The sequence below is a fragment of the Halorussus salilacus genome, from assembly GCF_024138125.1.
Lineage (GTDB): Archaea > Halobacteriota > Halobacteria > Halobacteriales > Haladaptataceae > Halorussus > Halorussus salilacus.
The window spans coordinates 1,007,041-1,027,010 of sequence record NZ_CP099993.1; the positions used below are offsets into that span (position 1 = coordinate 1,007,041).

General features: G+C 69.4%; 18 protein-coding genes. 8 read left to right on the top strand and 10 right to left on the bottom strand.

Annotated elements, in window-relative coordinates:
• Window positions 1–25: 25 nt before the first annotated feature.
• The 3 genes from NGM10_RS05155 to NGM10_RS05165 are packed head-to-tail and all read right to left on the bottom strand — an operon-like array spanning window position 26 to window position 1,075.
• A complete protein-coding gene (locus NGM10_RS05155; protein ID WP_253482534.1) occupies window positions 26–451 on the bottom strand; it encodes a hypothetical protein in 426 nt (141 codons plus the stop codon).
• A complete protein-coding gene (locus NGM10_RS05160; RefSeq protein WP_253482537.1) occupies window positions 448–864 on the bottom strand; it encodes a DUF371 domain-containing protein in 417 nt (138 codons plus the stop codon). Before NGM10_RS05160 ends, NGM10_RS05155 begins: the two co-directional genes overlap by 4 nt.
• A 58-nt stretch (window positions 865–922) precedes the next feature.
• Window positions 923–1,075 (bottom strand): hypothetical protein, encoded by a 153-nt coding sequence (locus NGM10_RS05165; RefSeq protein WP_253482540.1) that lies wholly within the window; start codon window positions 1,073–1,075, stop codon window positions 923–925.
• Window positions 1,076–1,187: 112 nt separating this feature from the next.
• On the opposite strand from NGM10_RS05165, the gene NGM10_RS05170 reads away from it, so the two are divergent.
• The 3 genes from NGM10_RS05170 to sppA all read left to right on the top strand — a co-directional run bounded on the left by NGM10_RS05170 (window position 1,188) and on the right by sppA (window position 5,404).
• Window positions 1,188–2,690, top strand: coding sequence for a glycoside hydrolase family 2 protein (locus NGM10_RS05170; RefSeq protein WP_368408646.1), 1,503 nt, complete (start codon window positions 1,188–1,190; stop codon window positions 2,688–2,690).
• A gap of 655 nt (window positions 2,691–3,345) precedes the next feature.
• Window positions 3,346–4,209: a coiled-coil protein gene (locus NGM10_RS05175; protein ID WP_253482543.1), complete on the top strand. Its 864-nt coding sequence runs from the start codon at window positions 3,346–3,348 to the stop codon at window positions 4,207–4,209.
• Window positions 4,210–4,387: 178 nt separating this feature from the next.
• Window positions 4,388–5,404: a signal peptide peptidase SppA gene (sppA, locus tag NGM10_RS05180; RefSeq protein ID WP_253482546.1), complete on the top strand. Its 1,017-nt coding sequence runs from the start codon at window positions 4,388–4,390 to the stop codon at window positions 5,402–5,404.
• Between the two features lie 93 nt (window positions 5,405–5,497).
• Here the strand turns inward: sppA and NGM10_RS05185 are convergent, their stop codons facing one another.
• Window positions 5,498–5,737 carry a DUF7123 family protein gene (locus tag NGM10_RS05185; RefSeq protein ID WP_253482549.1) on the bottom strand — a complete coding sequence of 80 codons (240 nt, stop codon included), beginning with the start codon at window positions 5,735–5,737 and terminating at the stop codon, window positions 5,498–5,500.
• Window positions 5,738–6,199: 462 nt separating this feature from the next.
• On the opposite strand from NGM10_RS05185, the gene NGM10_RS05190 reads away from it, so the two are divergent.
• The gene (locus tag NGM10_RS05190; protein WP_253482552.1) at window positions 6,200–8,044 is read left to right on the top strand and encodes a flippase-like domain-containing protein; all 1,845 of its coding nucleotides are present in this window, start codon (window positions 6,200–6,202) and stop codon (window positions 8,042–8,044) included.
• Between the two features lie 557 nt (window positions 8,045–8,601).
• Here NGM10_RS05190 and yjjX read toward each other — a convergent pair.
• Window positions 8,602–9,165, bottom strand: a complete 564-nt coding sequence (gene yjjX / locus NGM10_RS05195; RefSeq protein ID WP_253482554.1) for an inosine/xanthosine triphosphatase — start codon at window positions 9,163–9,165, stop codon at window positions 8,602–8,604.
• 88 nt (window positions 9,166–9,253) lie between these two features.
• On the opposite strand from yjjX, the gene NGM10_RS05200 reads away from it, so the two are divergent.
• Window positions 9,254–9,751 carry a hypothetical protein gene (locus NGM10_RS05200; protein ID WP_253482557.1) on the top strand — a complete coding sequence of 166 codons (498 nt, stop codon included), beginning with the start codon at window positions 9,254–9,256 and terminating at the stop codon, window positions 9,749–9,751.
• 38 nt (window positions 9,752–9,789) lie between these two features.
• Here NGM10_RS05200 and NGM10_RS05205 read toward each other — a convergent pair whose 3' ends face one another.
• Complete coding sequence (locus NGM10_RS05205) at window positions 9,790–10,581, bottom strand: cobalamin-binding protein (RefSeq protein WP_253482560.1); 792 nt, start codon at window positions 10,579–10,581, stop codon at window positions 9,790–9,792.
• 264 nt (window positions 10,582–10,845) lie between these two features.
• Here NGM10_RS05205 and NGM10_RS05210 point away from each other — a divergent pair, with 264 nt between their 5' ends.
• The 3 genes from NGM10_RS05210 (at window position 10,846) to NGM10_RS05220 (ending at window position 13,298) form a co-directional block, all read left to right on the top strand.
• Entirely contained in the window at window positions 10,846–11,811 is a 966-nt protein-coding gene (locus NGM10_RS05210) for a transcription initiation factor IIB (RefSeq protein ID WP_253482562.1), read from the top strand.
• A gap of 251 nt (window positions 11,812–12,062) precedes the next feature.
• A complete protein-coding gene (locus tag NGM10_RS05215; RefSeq protein ID WP_253482565.1) occupies window positions 12,063–12,734 on the top strand; it encodes a type I 3-dehydroquinate dehydratase in 672 nt (223 codons plus the stop codon).
• A 96-nt stretch (window positions 12,735–12,830) separates the two neighbouring features.
• Window positions 12,831–13,298, top strand: coding sequence for a zinc ribbon domain-containing protein (locus NGM10_RS05220; protein ID WP_253482567.1), 468 nt, complete (start codon window positions 12,831–12,833; stop codon window positions 13,296–13,298).
• On the opposite strand, the gene NGM10_RS05225 is transcribed toward NGM10_RS05220, so the two are convergent.
• The 4 genes from NGM10_RS05225 to ppsA form a co-directional block, all read right to left on the bottom strand.
• Window positions 13,299–14,477 (bottom strand): 3-dehydroquinate synthase II, encoded by a 1,179-nt coding sequence (locus tag NGM10_RS05225; RefSeq protein WP_253482571.1) that lies wholly within the window; start codon window positions 14,475–14,477, stop codon window positions 13,299–13,301.
• A gap of 342 nt (window positions 14,478–14,819) precedes the next feature.
• On the bottom strand, window positions 14,820–16,262 hold the full coding sequence (locus tag NGM10_RS05230) for a substrate-binding domain-containing protein (protein ID WP_253482574.1): 1,443 nt from the start codon (window positions 16,260–16,262) through the stop codon (window positions 14,820–14,822).
• 98 nt (window positions 16,263–16,360) lie between these two features.
• Window positions 16,361–17,281 carry a DUF7537 family lipoprotein gene (locus NGM10_RS05235; protein WP_253482577.1) on the bottom strand — a complete coding sequence of 307 codons (921 nt, stop codon included), beginning with the start codon at window positions 17,279–17,281 and terminating at the stop codon, window positions 16,361–16,363.
• A 143-nt stretch (window positions 17,282–17,424) separates the two neighbouring features.
• On the bottom strand, window positions 17,425–19,758 hold the full coding sequence (gene ppsA / locus NGM10_RS05240; protein ID WP_253482579.1) for a pyruvate, water dikinase: 2,334 nt from the start codon (window positions 19,756–19,758) through the stop codon (window positions 17,425–17,427).
• Between the last annotated feature and the right edge of the window lie 212 nt (window positions 19,759–19,970).

Consider the following 19,970-nt stretch of genomic DNA (forward strand, 5'->3'; position numbering starts at 1 on the left):
GTTCGGAGCGCCAGCGGATTAAACGCTACTCACCGGCGAGCGCGTGGAGGCGGAGCGCGCCGCCCACGGCCAAATGCACGCCGCCGAGCGCGGTCAGGAAGAAGCCCGCGCCCGGCACGAACACGCCGAGGTAGTCGAGGCCGTAGACGACGAGGTAGACCGCGGTGGTCCCGGCGACCACCCCGCCGCCCGCCATCGCGACCGCGGCGAACCGAACCGTCCGGAATCGCGCGGCGGGGAGGACGCCGACCAGCGCGACCCCGGTCGCGGCGAGCGCGACCCAGTCCAGCCCCTCGATTCCGGCGGTCATTCCGGGGAGGTGTATCGCGGGGACCGGGCCGTCGTATCCGGGCCGGACGACCAGCCACGGGAGCCACGTCCCGACCGCGACGCCCGCGGCTCCGAGGCTGGTGACGACCGTTGCGAGCGCCGAGCGCGTTCCCCGGGTCATTCCTCGACCGACAGCATGACGGTCAGTTCGGCGCCCTCGGCGAGCGCCGCCACCAGCTCGCGGTCGAAGCCCTCGGCCGCGAACGCCGCGCCGAGCAGTATCGTCCGGTCGTCGACGTAGTCGCTGGTCCGGCCGACCGCGCTCCGGTCGCTCTCGAAGGTGAGGTCGGGGTCGCCCCGGCCGGTGACGGTCTCGCGGTGGCCGTCGGCCTCGAAGGTGGCGGTGATGGTCGCGTCGCGGTTCCGACACGCGGAGACGAACTCGGGGTCGAAGTCGGCCGGGGCACGGTCGGCCTCGACGGCGAGGATGCAGTCGCCCGCGGGGGTGAGGTAGTCGTCGGTCGTGACCTCGAAGGTGCTGGCGTGGGCGGCCGAGACGTTCTCGTGGCCGCGCGCGCGGATGACTTCTCGCATGTGGGTGGTTCGGAGCGGGGGCCACTTCAGGGTCGCTATCCCGGCGCGGCCGACGCTCCTATCGGACGACGGTCACCGTGACCGCGCCGCAGGCGCACTCGTAGGCGCGGCGCTCGCCCGCGTCGGTCTCCATCCGGAGCATCAACTGGGTCTCGCCGAGCGTTCGCTCGCAACCGGGAGCGTCGCAGGCGCACCGAAGGTCTTCGAGCATGCCCGAAGGTGGGCGCGCCATCCCCCTTAAATCGAGCCATGGCCGGAGTGAAAGTGAAAGTGGTCGCCCGCCGGACGTAAAACCTATCTGGTAGGGGTCTCGTCCCCTCAGTATGTCTCTGACCGACTGGACGGCCGCCGCGGTCGACCCGTCCCCGGGCGACCCCCCGGACCCCGAGGAGTGGCATCCGGTCGAGGTGCCCGGACGGCCCGAGCGGTTCGCCGACGCCGACGCGGTCGCCTACCGGACCCGGTTTGCCGACCCCCGCGAGGGCGACGAGCGCGCAACCCTCGAACTCCGGGGGCTGTTCGCACGCGCCCGAATCTGGCTCAACGGCGAGCAGTTGGGCGAACACGACGCCTACTTCGTCCCCGCGCGGTACGAACTCGACCTCGAAGCCGAAAACGAACTCCTCGTGGAGTGTCGCGCCCCCGACCGCTTCGGCGGCGTGTACGCGACCGACCGCGTGCCCGACGAGCGCGCGGTGCCGGGCATCTGGTGGGGAGCGGAACTCGAAACGCATCCGACGACGTTCCTCGATTCGCTCTCGCTGACTCCGCGAGCGACCGACGACGGCGCTGTCATCGACGCCGCAATCGCGGTCGAGGCGGGCGAGGACCTCGACGACCGCATCTCCATCTCGGTCCGACCGCAGGGGTTCCGCGGCGGCGGCGTGATGGAGCGCGCCCGCGTCTCGGCCGACGCCGGGGAGCGCGCGGTCGTCGAGAAGACCCTCGAACTCCGCGAGCCAGCCTACTGGTGGCCTGCGGGGTTCGGTCCCCAGCACCAGTACGCGGTCCGGGCGAAACTCGGCGACTCCGAGCGGGTCGTCGAGACCGGCCTCGCCGAGGTCGAACGCGGCGAGGAGGGGCTCGTCGTCAACGGCCAGCGCGTCCCGACCCGCGGATTCTCCCTGCTTCCCACGGGCGACCCCACCTGGGACGTAGAGCGCGCGGCCAACGCGAACGCGAACCTCGTCCGGGCGTACGGTCACGCTCCGGCCGCCGAGTTCTACGAGGCGGCCGCCGACGCCGGACTGCTCGTCTGGCAGGACCTCCCGCTGGTCGGGCCGGGCGCGTACGACGCCGAGCGCGCGACCGGCCTCGCCGGGGCGCTCGCGGGCGGGTCGAGCGCCACCCCTGCGTGGCCGCCTTCGGCGTCCACGCCGACCCGACCAACCACCTCGCTGGCGTCGGCCCCTCGCGGTTCGCGCGGCACAGGATTCGCTGGCGGGCGTGGCGCGCGAGCTACGACGAGAGCGACGACCGGGCGGTCGCCGAGTCGCTCGCCGACGACGCTCCCGCGTTCGCGGTCTCGGGCGCGCCCGGCATCGGGGCCGACGCCGCCCACCTCTACCCCGGCTGGGAGTACGGCACGCCCGAGGACGCCGAGTGGCTGGTGGAGAAGTACGACGCCGACGACGTGGTCGGCGGCTTCGGCGCGGGGTCGCTGGCGACGAACCTCGAATCCGGCGACGCCGCGGGCGTCGCCGGATTCGACGCAGACGCCCACGCGGCCTACGTCCCGGCCGGAGCGGGCGAGGGAGCCGCGGGCGACGACCGGGACCCGGTCGAGGCCTCTCAGGCGTATCAGGCCCGCGTCCTCAAGACCGTGACCGAGACGCTCCGGCGGCGCGAGACCGGCGTGTTGGCGGCCGACGCGCTCCGGGACGCCGACGCGGGCGCGGGCATGGGCGTGCTGGCGGCCGACGGCACCGAGAAGGCGGGGTACGCCGCCATTGCGGCGTCACTCGAACCCGTGCAGGTCGTCCTCGACGGCTACCCCTCTGGCGGGGACGACCGGAAGCTGACCGTCTGCAACGACACGCCCGAGTCGGTGTCGGGGACCGTCTCGTGGACCGCGGGCGACCGCAGCGGCGGCGCCGAGGTCGAGGTCGCCGCCTACGGTCGCGAGACCGCCGGGAAGCTCCGGGTTCCCGGCGACGCCCGAGCGGTCGAACTGTCGCTGTCGTGGGACGACGGCGAGGTCTCGAACGAGTATCGTTTATAACCCCCCGAGAAGTGTGGGAGGGCTTTACACGGGCGATAGCGGGCGTGTGAACCCGTTCCACGCATCTAGTGACCACAACAGTTATATATCCGCGGCGAATATTTGCAGGTACCAGAACGCCACAGGCGTTCGGCGGGCATCGTGCGACAAATGACAAGGACTATTGTCACAGAACGATTGCGAGTCGCCGACAGCGAGCGCTGTCGGCGACTCGCCTCACCGGACGCCGTGGCGGGCATGGAATCGAGGTTTAACTACGCATGGTAAGTGTAACAGAAGAGGAACTCCAGAACAAGTCGAAAGGCGAACTAATCAAGCTCGCGGGTCAGCTCCGAGACCGACGCAACGAACTCAACCAGAAGGCGAGCACCCGCGCGTCCAAGCGCGACGACCTGAACGCCAAGACCCGAGAGAAGGTCGACGAGGCCCAGGAACACCGCGAGAAGCGCGACGAGCTCAACGAGCAGGTCCAGGAACACAAGGAGAAGCGCAACGAGCTCAACGCGAAGGCAAACGAGCTGTTCGACGAGGTCGAGCAGAAGAAGTCCGACCTCGAACTCGGCGAGGGCAAGGACCTCGAAGAGCTCGAGAGCGAGATCGAGGACCTCGAATTCAAACAGCAGACCGAGGTCCTCTCGACCGAGGAGGAGCGCGAACTCATCGAGAAGATCGAGGGCAAGCGCGAGGAGTACCAGCAGCGCAAGGAGAAGCTCGAGGGCACCGAGGACCTCGACGAGCTCGTCGAGGAGGCAGAAGAGGTCCGCGCCGAGGCCTCGCGCCACCACGAGAAGGTGACCGAGCTCGCCGACAAGGCCCAGGAACACCACAACCAGATGATCGAGGCCTACCGGGAGGCCGACGACATCCGCGACGAGGCCGACGAGATGCACGAGAGCTTCGTCGAGGCCCAGGAGGCGGCCGACCAGCACCACGAGGACTTCGTCCGCGTCCAGAAGCGCCTGCGCGAACTCGACAAGAAGGAGGAGAAAGAGCGCAAGTCCGAGAAGGAGAAGGAGCGCGAAGAGGCCAAGGAGGAGGCCGAGGAGATCTACCAGCAGTTCAAGGAGGGCGAGACCCTCGACACCGAGGACCTCATGAAGCTCCAGAAGACGGGCCTGCTGTAATCGGTCTGCGACACTGCGGCTGACTGCAATCTACCGACGTATTCTTCGGGAGTTCACGAGTAGCGCGTAGCCCGGCGTCCCCGGGCCGTCACGCCCCGGGTCGCTGGCGACGCCGAGCCAAGGCTTAACCCCCACGCGGCCACAGTCGCTGGTATGCAGGTCATCGAGGTGAGACGCGGTGGCGGATAGCTCGGCGGCGAAACGCGCGGTCGTCGTCCTCGTCGGCGTCGCGGTCGCGCTCGGGGTCGCTTGGCCCCTCTTCGTGGAGGTGCCGGGCGGGAACCTCGCGACCCTGCTCGGCATCGTGCTGGCGCTTCTCGCGGCGGTCGCGGGGGCGCGAATCGCGAGTCGAGTCGCGGCGAGTCGGTTCGCCGACTACGACGTCGCCGAGGTGGCCGTCGAGGGGCCGATCACCCGCGACGGCGGGGGCGGTCGGCTCCCGACGACGCCCGGCGGCGCGTCGGCCGACGACATCGTCGAGCAGATCGACCGCGCCGACGAGGACCCCGCCGCCGAGGCCCTCCTGCTGAAGCTCAACACGCCGGGCGGACAGGTCGTTCCGAGCGACGACATCCGGGTCGCGGCCGAGCGCTTCGACGGCCCGACCGTCGCCTACGCGACCGACGTGTGCGCAAGCGGCGGCTACTGGATCGCCAGCGGCTGTGACGCTATCTTCGCCCGCGACGGGAGCATCGTCGGGTCCATCGGCGTCATCGGTTCGCGGGTCAACGCCGCCGAACTCGCCGACAAGGTCGGTCTGGAGTACGAGCGGCTGGCGGCTGGCGAGTACAAGGACGCTGGCGCGCCGTTCAAGGAGATGTCCGAGAGCGAGCGCGAGTACCTCCAGGGCATCATCGACGGCTACTACGAGGAGTTCGTCGAGCGCGTGACCGACGGCCGGGAACTCGACGACGAACAGGTCCGGGACACCGAGGCCAGGGTCTACCTCGGCGGGGACGCGCTGAGCATCGGACTGGTGGACGAACTGGGGACCCGGCGGGACGTGAAAGAGCGCCTCGCCGCGGAACTCGGTGAAGACGAGGTTGAGGTCCGGGAGTTCGAACCCGAGCGCGCGCTGATGGAGCGATTCCGGCGCGGGTCGGCGACGCTGGCCTACTCGTTCGGCGCGGGCGTCGCCAGCGCGTTCGCGGGCGACGACGGCGGCGTCGAGGGCGTCGAGTTCGAACTGCGGTGACCCCGAGCGGTACCCCCCACTCCGGGCACGGACCGGCGGTCGGCCGCGGCGGTCGCGGGGGTCGAACGCGGCGCGTTCGACCCTCGCGGGGCCTCAGACCGTGACCTTCCACGTCGTCGAAGAGGAGTAGCCCCACTTCTCGACGTCGACGTCGAAGTTCCCCTCGGCGATGGCGGTCATGTTCGCGCCGACCTCCTTGGCGGTCAGGCCGAGTTCGTCGCCGATGAGCCGGGACTTGAAGTAGGTCTTCATCCGGCCGTTCTCGCGGAGGTACTGGAGGATGCGCTGTTGTTTGTCGGTGAGGGTGGTCGTGCCAGCGGCGGTCGTGCTCATGACTACTTCGGCCTACGACGGAAGCCGCCTTAGGGGATTTGGTACGCGTAGTTAACGCTCCGCCCTCTTGCGTTTTCGAGCGTATTTGGGTTGAACTAAACCACCCCGTGAGGGGGTGTTGGTACGGCTGGTTAACTCCGGATTTCGGTCGGCGGAACGGACGGGACCGGGCCGACCGTCGGGGCGAACCGACCGGGGGGACCACCGACCGGAACCGACCGGGCCGACGGTAACGACTCGTCGACAGCCGGTAACGACTCGTGGACGGTCGGTAACGGGTGGTCGGCAGTCGGCGTCCGAACCGCCGGGGTACCGTAACGCGGGCGTACGTCGAACGACGCGGCCGAACCGCTCGCTATCGGTCGAATTTCCCGTAGACGGCGGAACAGGCCGGGCCTAGCCCGTCGACTCGTCCGGAACGGAGCAGAAGGTACTTACCCGGCCGGACTGTCCGGTTCGATAATGAGCGGTCGCGCAGTCGAGGTGAGCGTCGTCCTCCCGGCCTACAACGAGGAGGCGACCATCGAGCACACGGTCGAGACGACGCTCGCCACATTAGAGACGTTCCTCCCCGCAGACGCCTTCGAGGTCATCGTCGCCGAGGACGGGTGCGACGACCGCACGCCCGAGATCGCCGACCAGATGGCCGAGGCTGACCCGCGGGTCCGGCACTTCCACAGCGACGAGCGACTCGGTCGCGGCGGCGCGCTGAACCGCGCGTTCGAGGCGGCCGACGGCGAGACCCTGGTGTACTTCGACACCGACCTCGCCACCGACATGGGCCACCTCGAAGAACTGGTCGAGAGCGTCCGGTCGGGCGAGTACGACTTCGCCACCGGATCGCGCTGGATGCCCGGCGAGAAGGCAGACCGCCCGGCCAAGCGGGACCTCGCGAGCAGGGGGTTCAACGGCCTGACCCGGACTTTCCTCCGGTCTGACCTCCGGGACCACCAGTGCGGATTCAAGGCGTTCGACCGGGCCGCGCTGTTCGACGTGCTCGACGACGTGGAGGACGAACACTGGTTCTGGGACACCGAGGTCCTCGTGCGCGCCCAGCGGCGGGGGTACGACGTGAAGGAGTTCGCGGTCGACTGGGAGCCGAAGGGCGACACCAAGGTCGACCTCGTCCGTGACGTGTTCGGGATGGGGAGCCAGATATTCCGTTGCTGGTGGGAGTTCTCGGTCCAGCCCCGCATCACCCGCCGGGTGTCCATCACCGCGGGCGTCCTCATGACGCTGGTCGCGATACTGCTGATGGGCCAGTACCTCCCGCTCGAACGGGTGCTCGAACACATGCGGGCGGCCGACCCCGCGCTGGTCGCGCTCTCGGCGCTGGTGTACGCCGTCTCGTGGCCCCTCCGGGGTCGTCGGTACAAGGACATCCTCGAAGAACTCGACTACACCGAGACCACGGGCTTCCTGACCGGGGCCATCTTCATCAGCCAGACGGGGAATCTCGTGTTCCCGGCGCGGGCGGGCGACGCGGTCCGGGCGTACGTCGTGAAGGCCCGCCGGTCGATTCCCTACCCCACGGGCTTCGCGTCGCTGGCGGTCGAGCGCGTGTTCGACCTGCTGACCATCACCGTGCTCGCGGGCGCGGTCCTCATCGGCCTCGCGCTCACGGGCGTCACCTCGGTCGAGGGCCTCCAGTCGACCGTGCTCGGGGCGGGCGGCCCCGACAGCGAGGTCGGCGACAGCGGCCAGACCGCCATCTACGTCGCTTTCGGGGTCGGTCTCGCGGCCATCCTCGCGGTCGCGGTCATCGTCGCCAGCGCCCGCTCGGACCGCAACCTCGTCCGGACGGTCGTCTCGCGCGCCAGCAACGACTCCTACGCCGACTACGTCGCGGGCGTCGTCGAGCGGTTCACCGGCGACGTCCAGACGGTCGCGGGCGACCGGCGCGCGTTCGCCACGGTCGGGGTCTCCAGCCTCGCCATCTGGACGCTCGACGTGATAACCGCACTGCTCGTGCTGGCGGCGTTCGACGTGTCGCTCCCGCTCGCCACCCTCGTCGCAGTCGGCTTCTTCGCGGTCAGCGTCGGCAACCTCGCGAAGGTCCTGCCGCTGTCGCCCGGTGGCATCGGCCTCTACGAGGGCGCGTTCACCCTGCTGGTCGCGGGGCTGACCCCCATCGGCGCGAGCGTGGCCTTCGCGGCCTCCATCGTCGACCACGCGGTCAAGAACGTCGTCACCCTCGTCGGCGGCGTGGTCTCGATGCTCGTGCTGAACGTCTCGCTGACCGAGGCGGTCGAGCAGAGCAAGGACGTGCAGGTCGAGGCCGACCCCGCGGAACCGACCGACGACTGAGGACGAGAACCGGATTTCTCGGCGTCTTCGAGGGACGTTTCGGTGTCGTCGAGGAACGAGCAGTTACGCGAGTCTTCACCGGGTTACGCGAGTCTTCACCGACCACGCGGCGCGTGCTGGCGCGACCTTGCTGTTTGAGGTCGCGCCAAGCGCGCGAGGGATGAGCATCGGAGGGAGCGAAGCGACCGAGAAGCGCAGTCGGTTGGGGAGGACCGTGGCTCGCGGTGGCGGTGCGGTCCTCATCGGTACCGGGAGTAGCTAGCTTCGCACGGAATTACCGTGACTCGCCGACCACGGTCGCCTCCACGGCGGGTACCGGGAGTAGCTAGCTTCGCACGGAATTACCGTGACTCGCCGACCACGGTCGCCTCCACGGCGGGTACCGGGAGTAGCTAGCTTCGCACGGAATTACCGTGACTCGCCGACCGCGGTCGCCTCCACGGCGGGTACCGGGAGTAGCTAGCTTCGCACGAGAGTAGTTACCTCCGCACGAGAGTATCTGGCCCGAACGTCACACGGAACCCGCTAACTCGAAGTCGCAGAACGGCAGAACAGCGTCACTCGTACAACTCGGTCACGAACGGCCCGAGCGCACCCGCGAGCGCCGATTCCAGCGCCCCCTCGCGGTCGATGACGCCCGCGGTCAGCGCGCCCGCCGCGCCCTGCTTTTTCGCCACGTCGTCCATGTCCAGCACGTCGTCCATCACCGGCCCGAGTTCCTCGCCCTCCCGAATCCTCTCGGCGACGGATTCCGGAAGTCGCAGTTGGGGACCGCCCCCGAGACCCGTTCGCTCGCCGTCGGCCACCGCGGCCCACATCACGAGGAACAGCCCATCTGCGCCCTCGACCTCGGCGACGCCGCCCTCCAGACCGACGCCGAGGTCGTACTCGCCCGCGTCGAGGACGTTCTCGGCGCGGTTCCGTGCGCCCGTGACCGTCTCGCGCTCGCCGAACGGCTGTTCGCTCACGCCCGACTCGACCGCGATGGATTCGACCGCGACCGACTCGACCGCGACCGACTCGACCGCGACCGAGTCGGCGGCGCTCGCGGGGACGCCCGCGAGCGCCGCCTCGGTCGCGTCCCGTTTGACCGGGTTCGTGCTACCGACGCCGATTCGCATGGGCGTAGAGTGGTCTCGGGGTGACTTGGGGATTGCGTTCCCCGAGTCGTTCCGTGTCACTTATCACATCGAGCTGATAGCCACTGGTATGGAAGCGGGGACCGCGTTCGCGCTTGCTCTCACCGGCGCGACGGGACTCGGTTTCGTCGTCGTCGCCGCGCTGTCGCTACGCCCCGAGAGCCGGTTCCGCCGGTGGTACGGCATCGACCCCGGAGACGACGCTGGGGCAAGAACGAACGCGCTCGTCGTCGGGGCGAGCGGGGTCGGGCTCTGGGCGCTCGCCGCCGCAGTCGTTCTCGGAGTCTCCGAGCGCGTCGTCGGGGCCGGTTCGGTCCTCGTCGGTGGCGCACTCTGCGTCGCTCTCGGCTGGCTCATCCGGTATCGCGACCGCCGTGAGTTGCTCACGACGCCCGACGTTGACCGCGAGACGGCCGAGCAGTTAGGCGCGTCGGTCATCGTCTGCGGGCTCCTCGTGTTCCCGTTGGCTCCCGCGGTCTGGTTCGGGGTCGGCGAAGCCGTCGTCGCTGGCCTCGGACTCGGTGGAGCCCTCCTCAGCGTGTTGGTCATCGCGTGGGGCTACCGGTAGGTCGCGGGGGATCAGCCCGGTTCGGCCAACTCCGTCGCTCAGGAGGAGACGGCGTCGGGGTGGAGTTCCGCCGCCAGCGTCTCGATGCCCTCGACGAGTCGCGGGCTGGGCTGGTTCAGAAGCGAGTCGTCCACGACGTGGACGTTGCCGCGCTCGACCGCCGGGAGGTCCCAGCCTCGCTCGGCGACCGCGCCGGGGTCGGCGCGGTCGCCGTGGCCGCAGACGTGGAGGACGACGTGGTCGGGTCCGGCGGTCTCGACCCGACCCCGCGAGACCTCCCGCGAGCGCTCGCCGGGTGAGACGAAGGGGTAGCGCCCGCCCGCGGTCTCGACCGCCTCGGGCACCCAGTTGCCCGCGGCCATCGGCGGGTCGGACCACTCCTCGCAGTAGACCACCGGCCTGTCGCGGTCGGCGACGAGCGAGCGAACTCGGTCGAGTCGGCTCCGGGCGCGCCACGCGAGGTCGTGGCCCGCCTTCGGGAGTCCGACCGCCGCGCCGAGTTCGGCGAACGACTCGACCACCTCGCCGAGGGTCGAGGGCGCGACGTGGAACACCTCGTGGCCGCGCTCGCGGAGGTCGGCGGCGAGGTCGGCCTGAAGGTCGTCGGCGGTCAGGACGAGGTCGGGGTCGCGGTCGGCGACCGCGTCGTAGTCGGGGTTCAGCCATCCCCCGACCGCCGGGGCGTCGGTCTCGCAGTGGTGGGTCGCGCCGACGAGGCGGTCGAGACCGCCCAGTTCGCGGAGGGTCTCGGTCGCGCTCGGGGCCAGCGAGACGATTCGCTCGGGGTCGGTCGCCGACCGACCCTCCCGTCCGTGGGGGTTCGCGTCCATCGGCCGCCACTCGGCGGGCGAGGGGGTTAAATCGCCCGGCTCCCGGGCTCACCCATCGAAACGGGGCTTAAAATTTTCCCTCACCCGAAGTGCGACGCCGGTTCTGACGGGTGTGGTAGCCGTTCACGAGAACCAGCAACGTAGATTCCGAAAATACTAAATACCTTTCGGAAGAAGCCAAGTGTAAGAACTGAGGTCCGGGTTTTTCAGGTTCTGCCCCTGCCCGGTAGCCCACGGCCTCTCACGCCATAGAGGAGTCAGCACATGACAGACACCCGAATCCAAACCAGAAGCACGTCCGAGACGGAAGTAGAGCAAGAGACCGAAGACGAGACCGCCTGCCCCGAGTGCGGCGGCAACGTCATCAGCGACACCGAGCACGGCGAGACCGTCTGCGCGGAGTGCGGTCTCGTGGTCGACGAGGACCAGGTCGACCGCGGGCCCGAGTGGCGCGCGTTCGACTCGAAGGAGAAGAACGAGAAGTCCCGCGTCGGCGCGCCGACCACCAACACGATGCACGACAAGGGACTGTCGACCAACATCGACTGGCGCAACAAGGACGCCTACGGCAACTCGCTGGGGTCGCGCCAGCGCGAGAAGATGCAGCGCCTGCGCAAGTGGAACGAGCGGTTCCGGACCCGCGACTCGAAGGAACGCAACCTCAAGCAGGCGCTCGGCGAGATCGACCGCATGGCGAGCGCGCTCGGCCTGCCGAACAACGTCCGGGAGACCGCCAGCGTCATCTACCGGCGCGCGCTCGACGAGGACCTCCTGCCCGGCCGCTCCATCGAAGGAGTCTCGACCGCCTGCGTCTACGCCGCCGCGCGACAGGCGGGCGTCCCGCGCAGTCTCGACGAGATCGCCGACGTGAGCAGGGTCGAGAAGAGCGAGGTCGCTCGCACGTATCGGTACGTGGTCCGCGAACTGAATCTGGAGGTCAAGCCCGCCGACCCCGAGAGCTACGTCCCCCGGTTCGCCTCGGGACTCGACCTCTCGGACGAGGCCGAACACCGCGCCCGCGAACTCCTCAGGACCGCCAAAGAGCAGGGCGTCCACAGCGGCAAGTCGCCGGTCGGACTCGCGGCCGCGGCCGTCTACGCCGCCGCGTTGCTCACCAACGAGAAGACCACGCAGGCCGAAGTCAGCGAGGTCGCCGACATCAGCGAGGTCACCATCCGGAACCGCTACCACGAACTCCTCGAAGCCGAGGAAGCGCCCGCGGCGCTGTAGAACCGGCCCTTCTCCGGCCTCGTCGCCCGACCGCATCCGAGAGTCGCACATCTCCGAGAGTCGCACATCTCCGAGAGTGGGATGTCGAGCGCATCGAACCGGCGTCGGAGGGCGAGGCGGTCGCGTGGCGTCCGAGAGGGAGGGCGAGGCGGTCGCGTGGCATCCGAGAGGCAGAGCGAGGCGGCCGCGGGGTCTCCGACCCCGCGGCCGCCAGCGCAAGATTGACGCCCTCGCGTGCGCCACGTCCGAGCATGGAGTTCGAGGAGTTCGTCCTCACGGCCAGCCTGACCGACCTCGACGCCGAACCCCGAGCGCGCGAGCACGCCGACGCGGTCGAGTTCCGGATGGACCTCGCAGACGACCCGCTGGCGGCGCTCGACGACTACGACGGCGACCTGCCGGTGCTGGCAACCAACCGGGCCGAGTGGGAGGGCGGGGAGGCGGGCGAGGACCCCGCCAGACTCGACGCGCTCGCGGAGGCCGCGGAACTCGCCTGCGTCGGCGCGGTCGACGTGGAACTGGAGAGCCTCCTCGCGGGCGAGGGCGACCGGGTGGCCGAGCGCGCCCGCCGCGCGGGGACCGCGGTGGTCGCGTCGGTCCACGACTTCGAGGGCACGCCCGCCGAGCCCGACCTCCGGGGGAAGCTGGCGTCTGCGACCGAACATGGCGACGTGGGGAAGGTCGCGGTCACCGCCGAGTCTCGGGGCGACGTACTCGACCTGCTCGCGCTCACCCACGAGTTCGCGAGCGCGGGCGAGGGGGTGGCGACGATGGCGATGGGCGAACCCGGCCGACACTCTCGGGCGGTCGCGCCGCTGTACGGGTCGAAGATCGGGTACGCGCCCGTCGACCCCGCCGACGCGACCGCGCCCGGCCAGTACGACCTCGAAACGCTCGCGGGGCTGATCCGCCAGCTAGAGTAGGCGAGCGCCACCGACGGCGGCGCTCGCCGACGACGAGCGGAACGACCGCGACCCGCCCCGCAAGTTTAAACATCCCTCGTCGGTTACCCTCGGATAGTGACCAATACGAAATCCGAGAAGCGCCCGTGGCTGGGCGCTCTGCTTGCGTTCTTCCTGCCCGGACTCGGGCACGTCTACCTGCGCGAGTGGCTGCGCTCGCTGATGTGGTTCTCCTTCGTCGTCAGCGCGGTGTTGCTGTTCGTGCCCATCCCCGACGCCGCGATGGAGACCGCCCAGTCGGGCGGCCCGCAGGCCGCGTGGACCGCGGCGACCGAGGCGACCCAAGACGTGCCGTTCGAGGCGCTCCTGCCGGTCTGGGTGGTCCGGATATTCAGCGCCATCGACGCCTACTGGCTCGCGCTCCAGACCCGAAACCGGCCCGAGGAGTCGGGCGAGCAGTGCCCGGCCTGCGGCCGAACGGTCGACGAGGACCTCGACTTCTGTCAGTGGTGCACGACGCCCCTCGACGGCCCGGACGGCGAGAACGCAGACGGTCCCTCCGAGAGCAACCCGATAACGCGGTAGCTACTTCTCGATAATGGACTCCTCGACGGCCTCCCCGAAGTGGCGGGCCCCCTCCTCGCGGTAGACGGCGATCTCGTCGCCCGCTTCGAGGTCGGTGACCGCGGTCCGCCCCTCTGGGGTCGGGACCTTGATGGTCTCGGCGTTCTGGAGGAGGGTCTCGACGCGGTCGTCTCGCGACTCGCCGCCCTCGAACTCGACCTCGACCCGGAACATCGGGCGCTTCTCTATCTTGACCCGGCCCACGGTCGCCTCGCGGGTGTTGCCGTCGAGGTCGACGACCTGCACCTCGTCTCCCGACTTGAGTTCCGCGAGGTACTTCGTGGCGCCGTCGGGGGTGCGGACGTAGGCGTGGACCGCGCCCGCGTTGACCCGGAACGGCCGGGACGCGACGTACGGCGACTCGGCGGTCTCGGCGTGGACGAAGAACAGCCCGCGGGACATCGACCCGACGAGCATGCCCTCGTCGTGGTCCATCAGGCTCCCGGTGTCGACGCAGACGCGGTCGGCGCTGCCCGCGCGCTCGACAGCGGTGACGGTCGCCCAGTCGAGGTCGAGTTTCTCGCGGTCGGCCTCGTCGCGGACCGCGACCGTCTCGCGTATCTCGTCGGGGTCGCCGGAGTCGAGCAGGACCGCGTCGCTCCCGAGTTCGAGCGTCTCGAACGCGGTCTTGGCCTCCTCGGCGCTGGTGACGCCAGCGACGAGGTCGGTCTCCTCGCCGATGCGCGCGATGAGGTTTTCGAGCGGGATGATGGTCCAGTCCTCGCCCACGACGATGGTGTAGTCGGCCTCCTCGGCGGCCGCCTCGGCGAACGCCTCGTAGTCCTCGCTGAAGATGCGGACGTACGCGCCCTCCGCGCGCTCGTCGTCGCGCCGCAGCGTCGAGAGGTCGGCCGACCCCGAGAAGTCCGAGGGGAGGTCGACCGTGCCGTCGCCCTCGCCGTCCTTGCCGACCACGAATGCGTCGGGGTCGGCCCCGGACTCTGCCTCGTCTATCACCTGCGCGTCGCCGTCGGTGAAGGCCGCGACGTTCACGTCGCCGAGTTCCCGGACGCGCTCGACGTCGTCGGCGTCGACCAGCACCCAGTCGACGCCCGCTTCGAGTCCCGCCGTGATTCGCCTGCGACGGTCGTCCCAGTCGCCGACCGCGTCGTCGGCCTTGAGCCACACGGAGCGTGTCATACTCCCACGCTTGGGTGCGGAGGGCTTGAACGTGGCGGATGCGGCGACGGACGAGTCGGCCCGCCGGGTCGCGCCCTCGGCGCGACCCGGCGGCCCGCGGCCGGTGACCCAGTCTCCCGAATCGCGACCGGTGAAGCGGTCGGCCGGAATCGCCCCGAGAGTCTCTCCCCGAGTGGAATCGAGAATCTCCGCCGAGCGAAGCCGAGAACCGCCCTTGGACGGAGAGAGCCCCCGCCGGGTCGCGCTTGCGCGACCGGGCGGGGGCCGTCTACCGGCGTCGTTCGAATAGCGTCGTTCGAATCGTTCGCCAACCGGGAAACGGCGACGGACGGAGCGCCGTCCCTACGCGTCCTCTTCGATCTGCTGGACGGCCTGCTGGAGCTGACTCATCGCCTGCTCGGGGTTCCCGCCCTCGCTGTACGCGGAGTTGACCTGCTGGGCGATGCGCTGGGACTGCTGGGGCCAGACGACCGTGACCGGCCGCGGAAGCCCGGCGTTGGCCGCGACGCGCAACTGGTCGACGTACCGACCCATGACCTCGACCTCCTGAGCGCGGTCGTCTTCGAGCAGGTCGGTGTTGGGCGGAACCCACCCCAACAGCTCGAACAGCCGGAACATGAAGTCCTCGTTCATCATGGTCGTGATGACTTCGAGCGCGGCCTCCTGGTTCTGGGAGTTCGGGTTGACGGACGTGAGCCACCCGCCGAGCGCGGAGGTCGGCCCGCCCGTCCCGGGGTACTCCGCGTCGTCCTCGGTGACGGCGTACGGGATGGGCATCACGCCCAAGTCCTCGCCGAACTGGTCCTCTGCGCCGTTGGTGGCGATGGAGTACGTCCAGTTGCGGTGGGCCACGGCGTTCCCGCTGGTGAACGGCTGGCGGGAGGGCTCTTCGGACCACTGGAGCACCGTCTGTGGCGAGATCTGCTGGTAGTCGTCGAGGGTCCCCTCGGCGTCCGAGCCGTGGATGAACGTCCGGACCATCCGGACCGAGTCCACGACCGGCTGTTCGCCCAGCGTGACGGGTCGGTCGCCGATGGGTCCGAAGAGGTTCTCCTGTGGATTCCCGAAGTACGCCCCGCCCCAGCTCGTCATGAACTCGTTGAAGTCACAGCACGCCAGCCCCTCGTAGGCCTGCGCCTGGAACGTGAACCCCATGTCGGCGTCGGTCTGCTCCTGAACGTCGCTGACTATCTCGGAGAACTCCTGCCACGTCACCGAGTCGGTGGCCCACGAGTCCTGGGGACTGTGGCCCGCCTCCTCGAAGAGGTCCCGCCGGTACTGTATCGTGGCGATGTCCGGGAAGAAGGGCACCCCGTAGATGTCGCCGTTGTCGGCCTGTCCGGTCAGCGCGAGGTTCTGGAGGTACTCGTCGTTTATCTGGCTCAGCCGCTCCTCGGGCAACTCCTGGCTCAGATTCAACAGCTGGTCGCGGACGATGAACGGGATGGTCCACCCGCTGTCCATCATCAGCAGGTCGGGCCGTTCGCGGCCCGCCGACAGCCACTGCTGGTACTGGGCCTGTCGGTCGTCGGTGACGTTCGACCCGGCGAGCACGTCGATCTCGACGTCGTTCGATAGCCCGTTGTCGTACAGCGCCTGCTGAATCTCCTCGGAGACTCCGTCGACGTTCGAGTCGGCCGCCCACCGAACCGTGGTCGTTCCGCCGTCGTCCTGCACGTTGCCGATGCCCGTATCGTCGACGTAGCCGGTGAGCCCGACCGCGGCTCCCGACGCACCGACCGCCTTGACGAACTGCCGACGAGACGTTCCGCTGTCGCGTGTCATGTTCTGTCACTCCCCCGTCCGATGCACGACGACCTCCCGGAAAACCCCACCGGCCGAAGATGTCAAATGTTCTATCTCACGGGCGGTCGGCCAGCGAATCAGTCGCCGCTCGGGGTCGCGGTGGCTCGGCTCGGAACGGGGGTCCCTCCGCCCGGGGTCGCGGTCGTCTCGTTGGCCTCCCCCGGCGGTTCGGCCTCGGCGACCCACGCCGGGCGCTCGACGGAGACCCCGCCGACCTCGGTGAGTTCGAACTCGTATCGCACCTCGGTGGTCGGCTCCTCGCCCTCGTAGGCCGCGGTCAGCGAGAGTTCGCGGACTCGGCCCTCCTCGTCGACGACGACGGTCGAGTCGAGGTCGGTGAGGTTGGCGGCCGCCGCGGCCTCGGTCGCGCGCAGGACCGCGACGCGCTCGCCGTCGCGGTCGTCGACCCGTTCGAGGTCGTACTCGCCCGCGGCCAGTGCGAGTTCGATGAGCCACGCGTTGGTGACCTGCGACTTCAGGTCGGCGCGGGGCAGGTGGGCCCACGTCTCGTCGGGGACGCCGAACTCCCCACCCGACCGATTGTACCGCCGAAGCTGGTCCCGACCCTCGCGGTCGTACTGGACGGCGACCGTCGTCTCGTTGGCCCAGAGGTCGGTCCCGACTGCGGTGGGCCCGTCGCCGAGGTCGCGCTCGCTCGCCGACTCGACGACCAGCGGCGACAGACCCGACTCGACGCGACCCGACACGGCGGTGAACTGCCTCGCGGGGCCGACCGTGACGTTCGCCTCGAACCCGAACGCGAAGCCGGTCTCGACGAGCGCGGCCTCGTGGGCCTCGACCAGCTCCGAGGCGTCCTCGATTCCCGTCTCGTTGACCCCGGGCGGCAGTTCCTCGGCCGAGTCGCCGGTCGTGGTCGCCGCGGGCAGTGGGGGCGCGCCGCTCGCGGTGGTCGATTGAGACGAGAGCGGTGTGGCCCCCGACCATCCGGCGAGCAGCGCCGCCGCGACGAGAACGAGTACCGCTGCTCGGAGTCCCATTCGTCGGAGGTTCGGTCGCGCGACGCATAAACCGGCGACATCGTACCGGGCCGTTCAATCGAGTAGCCCGAGCTTTGCGGTCGATAAGCCGGGATTATCCGGATCGCTCGGCGGTCGGCACCCCGGTCGGGTCGCCGACTCCGTCACCGGACCGAGTCGAGCACCAGCTTCTGCTCGACTCGCTTGACCTCGTGCTGGACGTCCCGGACCGCGTCGATGTTCGCGGAGATGGAGCTGACCCCCTCGTTGACGAGGTGCTGGACCATCCGGGGCTTCGACCCGGCCTGCCCGCAGATGCTCGTCGCCACGTCGTGTTCGCGGCAGGTCTCGATGGTCTCGGAGATGAGCTGGAGGACGGCGGGATGGAGTTCGTCGAACCGGTCGGCGACGTTCTCGTTGTTGCGGTCGACCGCGAGGGTGTACTGGGTGAGGTCGTTGGTGCCGAACGACGCGAAGTCGATGCCCTGCTCGGCCATGGCCTCGATGCCGAGCGCCGAGGCGGGCGTCTCGACCATCACGCCCCACGTCCGCTTGTCGGGGTCGATGCCAGACTCGGCCATGAGGTTGCGCGCGCGAATCACGTCCTCGGCGTCGTTGACCAGCGGGAACATGATCTCGACGTTGTCGTAGCCCATCTCGTAGAGGCGCGCGAACGCCTCCAGTTCGTGGGCGAACACGTCGGGGCGGTCGAGGCTCCGCCGGATGCCCCGGTAGCCCAGCATCGGGTTGTGCTCGTCGGGTTCGTCCTCGCCGCCCTGTAGCTGGCGGAACTCGTCGGTCGGCGCGTCGAGCGTCCGCACCCGAACCGGCCGGGGGTAGAACTCCTCGGCGACCGTCTGGACCCCCTCGACGATCTCGGTGACGTACGCGTCCTCGCCGTGGTCTTCGAGGTATCGGGCGGGGGTCTTGTTCGTCGAGAGAATCATGTGCTCCATCCGGAGCAGTCCGACGCCGTCGGCACCGGTCGCGGCCGCGCGCTCGGCGGCCTCCGGGATGGAGACGTTGACCTTGACCTCGGTCGCGGTCATCGGCTTGACCGGGGTCTTCGGCCGGGCCTCCTCGATGGGTTCGCGCTCCTCGTCGGCGTCGGTGTGGCCCTCCCGGATGGTCCCCTTGTCGCCGTCGAGGGTGACCAGCTGGTCGTCGGCGAGCGACGAGGTGGCGTTCCCGCAACCGACGACCGCCGGACAACCCAGTTCGCGCGAAACGATGGCGGCGTGGCTGGTCATGCCGCCCTCGTCGGTCACGATGCCCGCCGCGCGCTTCATCGCGGGCACCATGTCGGGCGTGGTCATCTCGGTCGCGATGATGTCGCCCTCGCCCACCTTGTCGAGCTGGTCGAGCTTGTCGACGATTCGGACCGCGCCCGACGCGATGCCGGGGCTCGCGCCGAGCCCGGAGACGATGACCTCGCCCTCGGTCTCGCCCGCGTTCGACCCGTTCGAGCCGCCCGCGGCCTCGACCGCACCGCTACCGTCGGCGATGCCCTCGGTCTCTGTCCCGGCGTCTGTGTCGGTCTGAATCTCGCCGTCGCCGTCGTCGATTGTCGTGATGGGCCGCGACTGGAGCATGAAGACCTCACCGTCGACGATTGCCCACTCCACGTCCTGAGGGGTGCCGTAGTGGTCCTCGACGCGCTCGCCGAGTTCCACGAGCCGCTCGACGTCGCGCTCGTCGAGGACCCGGGCCTCCCGGCGGTCGTCGGGGACCGCGCGCTCGACGGTCTCGCCGGTCTCCTCGTCTTTCTCCATCATGGTCTTCTTGTCCGAGACCGTGACCTCCACGACCTCGCCGGTCTCGCGGTCCACGACGTAGTTGTCGGGCGAGACCGACCCCGAGACGACCGCCTCGCCGAGCCCCCACGCCGCCTCGATGATGAGCTTCGGCTCGCCGGTCGAGGGGTGGCTGGTGAACATGACCCCGCTCTTGTCGGCGTCGACCATGCGCTGGACGACGACCGCGATGTCGACCTTCGAGTGGTCGAACCCCTTCTCCTGTCGGTAGTAGATGGCGCGCTGGGTGAAAAGCGACGCCCAGCACTCCTTGACTCGCTGGACGAGGTCCTCGCGGGTGACGTTGAGGAACGTCTCCTGCTGGCCCGCGAACGAGGCGTCGGGGAGGTCCTCGGCCGTCGCCGAGGACCGGACCGCGACGAACGGCTCGTCGCCCAGTTCGTCGTAGGCGTCGAGCATCTCCTCGCGCATCCCCCCGGGGAACTCGGTGTCGAGGATGAGCTCCGCGGCGCGTTCCTGGGCCTCCGCGAGCGCCGCGGAGTCGTCGGCGTCGACGTCGACGGCATCGAACAGCTCCTCGGCGATGCCGGTCTCCTCGATGAACGAGCGATAGGTACTCGCGCCGACGACGAACCCCGACGGGACCGGCAGGCCCGCGCCGGTGAGTTCCCCCAGCGACGCGCCCTTCCCGCCGACCGATTCGAGGTCGTCCGCAGTGACTTCGTCCAGCCAGAGTACAGCCATTGTGTCCATATGGGGGAACGAGAATACCGATAAAGAATGTTCCGACCGTCGCGCACCGGTAATATTTACTCGCTACCGGATTGTTCTACGGAGCTTAACGCGGGGCTCGGCGGACCGATGGTCTGCCAGTCTGGCGGTTCGCAGACGCGCCCCGGGAAATGAAATCCCGATAACACGAACGCCGAAACGCGTGGGTTTTATGTGCCAGCGTT

Bases quoted from the DNA above. Each gene is read 5' to 3' on its own strand.
- NGM10_RS05155 (WP_253482534.1), bottom strand. From the start codon at position 451: ATGACCCGGGGAACGCGCTCGGCGCTCGCAACGGTCGTCACCAGCCTC.
- NGM10_RS05160 (WP_253482537.1), bottom strand. From the start codon at position 864: ATGCGAGAAGTCATCCGCGCGCGCGGCCACGAGAACGTCTCGGCCGCC.
- NGM10_RS05165 (WP_253482540.1), bottom strand. From the start codon at position 1,075: ATGCTCGAAGACCTTCGGTGCGCCTGCGACGCTCCCGGTTGCGAGCGA.
- NGM10_RS05170 (WP_368408646.1), top strand. From the start codon at position 1,188: ATGTCTCTGACCGACTGGACGGCCGCCGCGGTCGACCCGTCCCCGGGC.
- NGM10_RS05175 (WP_253482543.1), top strand. From the start codon at position 3,346: ATGGTAAGTGTAACAGAAGAGGAACTCCAGAACAAGTCGAAAGGCGAA.
- NGM10_RS05185 (WP_253482549.1), bottom strand. From the start codon at position 5,737: ATGAGCACGACCGCCGCTGGCACGACCACCCTCACCGACAAACAACAG.
- NGM10_RS05190 (WP_253482552.1), top strand. From the start codon at position 6,200: ATGAGCGGTCGCGCAGTCGAGGTGAGCGTCGTCCTCCCGGCCTACAAC.
- yjjX (WP_253482554.1), bottom strand. From the start codon at position 9,165: ATGCGAATCGGCGTCGGTAGCACGAACCCGGTCAAACGGGACGCGACC.
- NGM10_RS05200 (WP_253482557.1), top strand. From the start codon at position 9,254: ATGGAAGCGGGGACCGCGTTCGCGCTTGCTCTCACCGGCGCGACGGGA.
- NGM10_RS05205 (WP_253482560.1), bottom strand. From the start codon at position 10,581: ATGGACGCGAACCCCCACGGACGGGAGGGTCGGTCGGCGACCGACCCC.
- NGM10_RS05210 (WP_253482562.1), top strand. From the start codon at position 10,846: ATGACAGACACCCGAATCCAAACCAGAAGCACGTCCGAGACGGAAGTA.
- NGM10_RS05215 (WP_253482565.1), top strand. From the start codon at position 12,063: ATGGAGTTCGAGGAGTTCGTCCTCACGGCCAGCCTGACCGACCTCGAC.
- NGM10_RS05225 (WP_253482571.1), bottom strand. From the start codon at position 14,477: ATGACACGCTCCGTGTGGCTCAAGGCCGACGACGCGGTCGGCGACTGG.
- NGM10_RS05230 (WP_253482574.1), bottom strand. From the start codon at position 16,262: ATGACACGCGACAGCGGAACGTCTCGTCGGCAGTTCGTCAAGGCGGTC.
- NGM10_RS05235 (WP_253482577.1), bottom strand. From the start codon at position 17,281: ATGGGACTCCGAGCAGCGGTACTCGTTCTCGTCGCGGCGGCGCTGCTC.
- ppsA (WP_253482579.1), bottom strand. From the start codon at position 19,758: ATGGCTGTACTCTGGCTGGACGAAGTCACTGCGGACGACCTCGAATCG.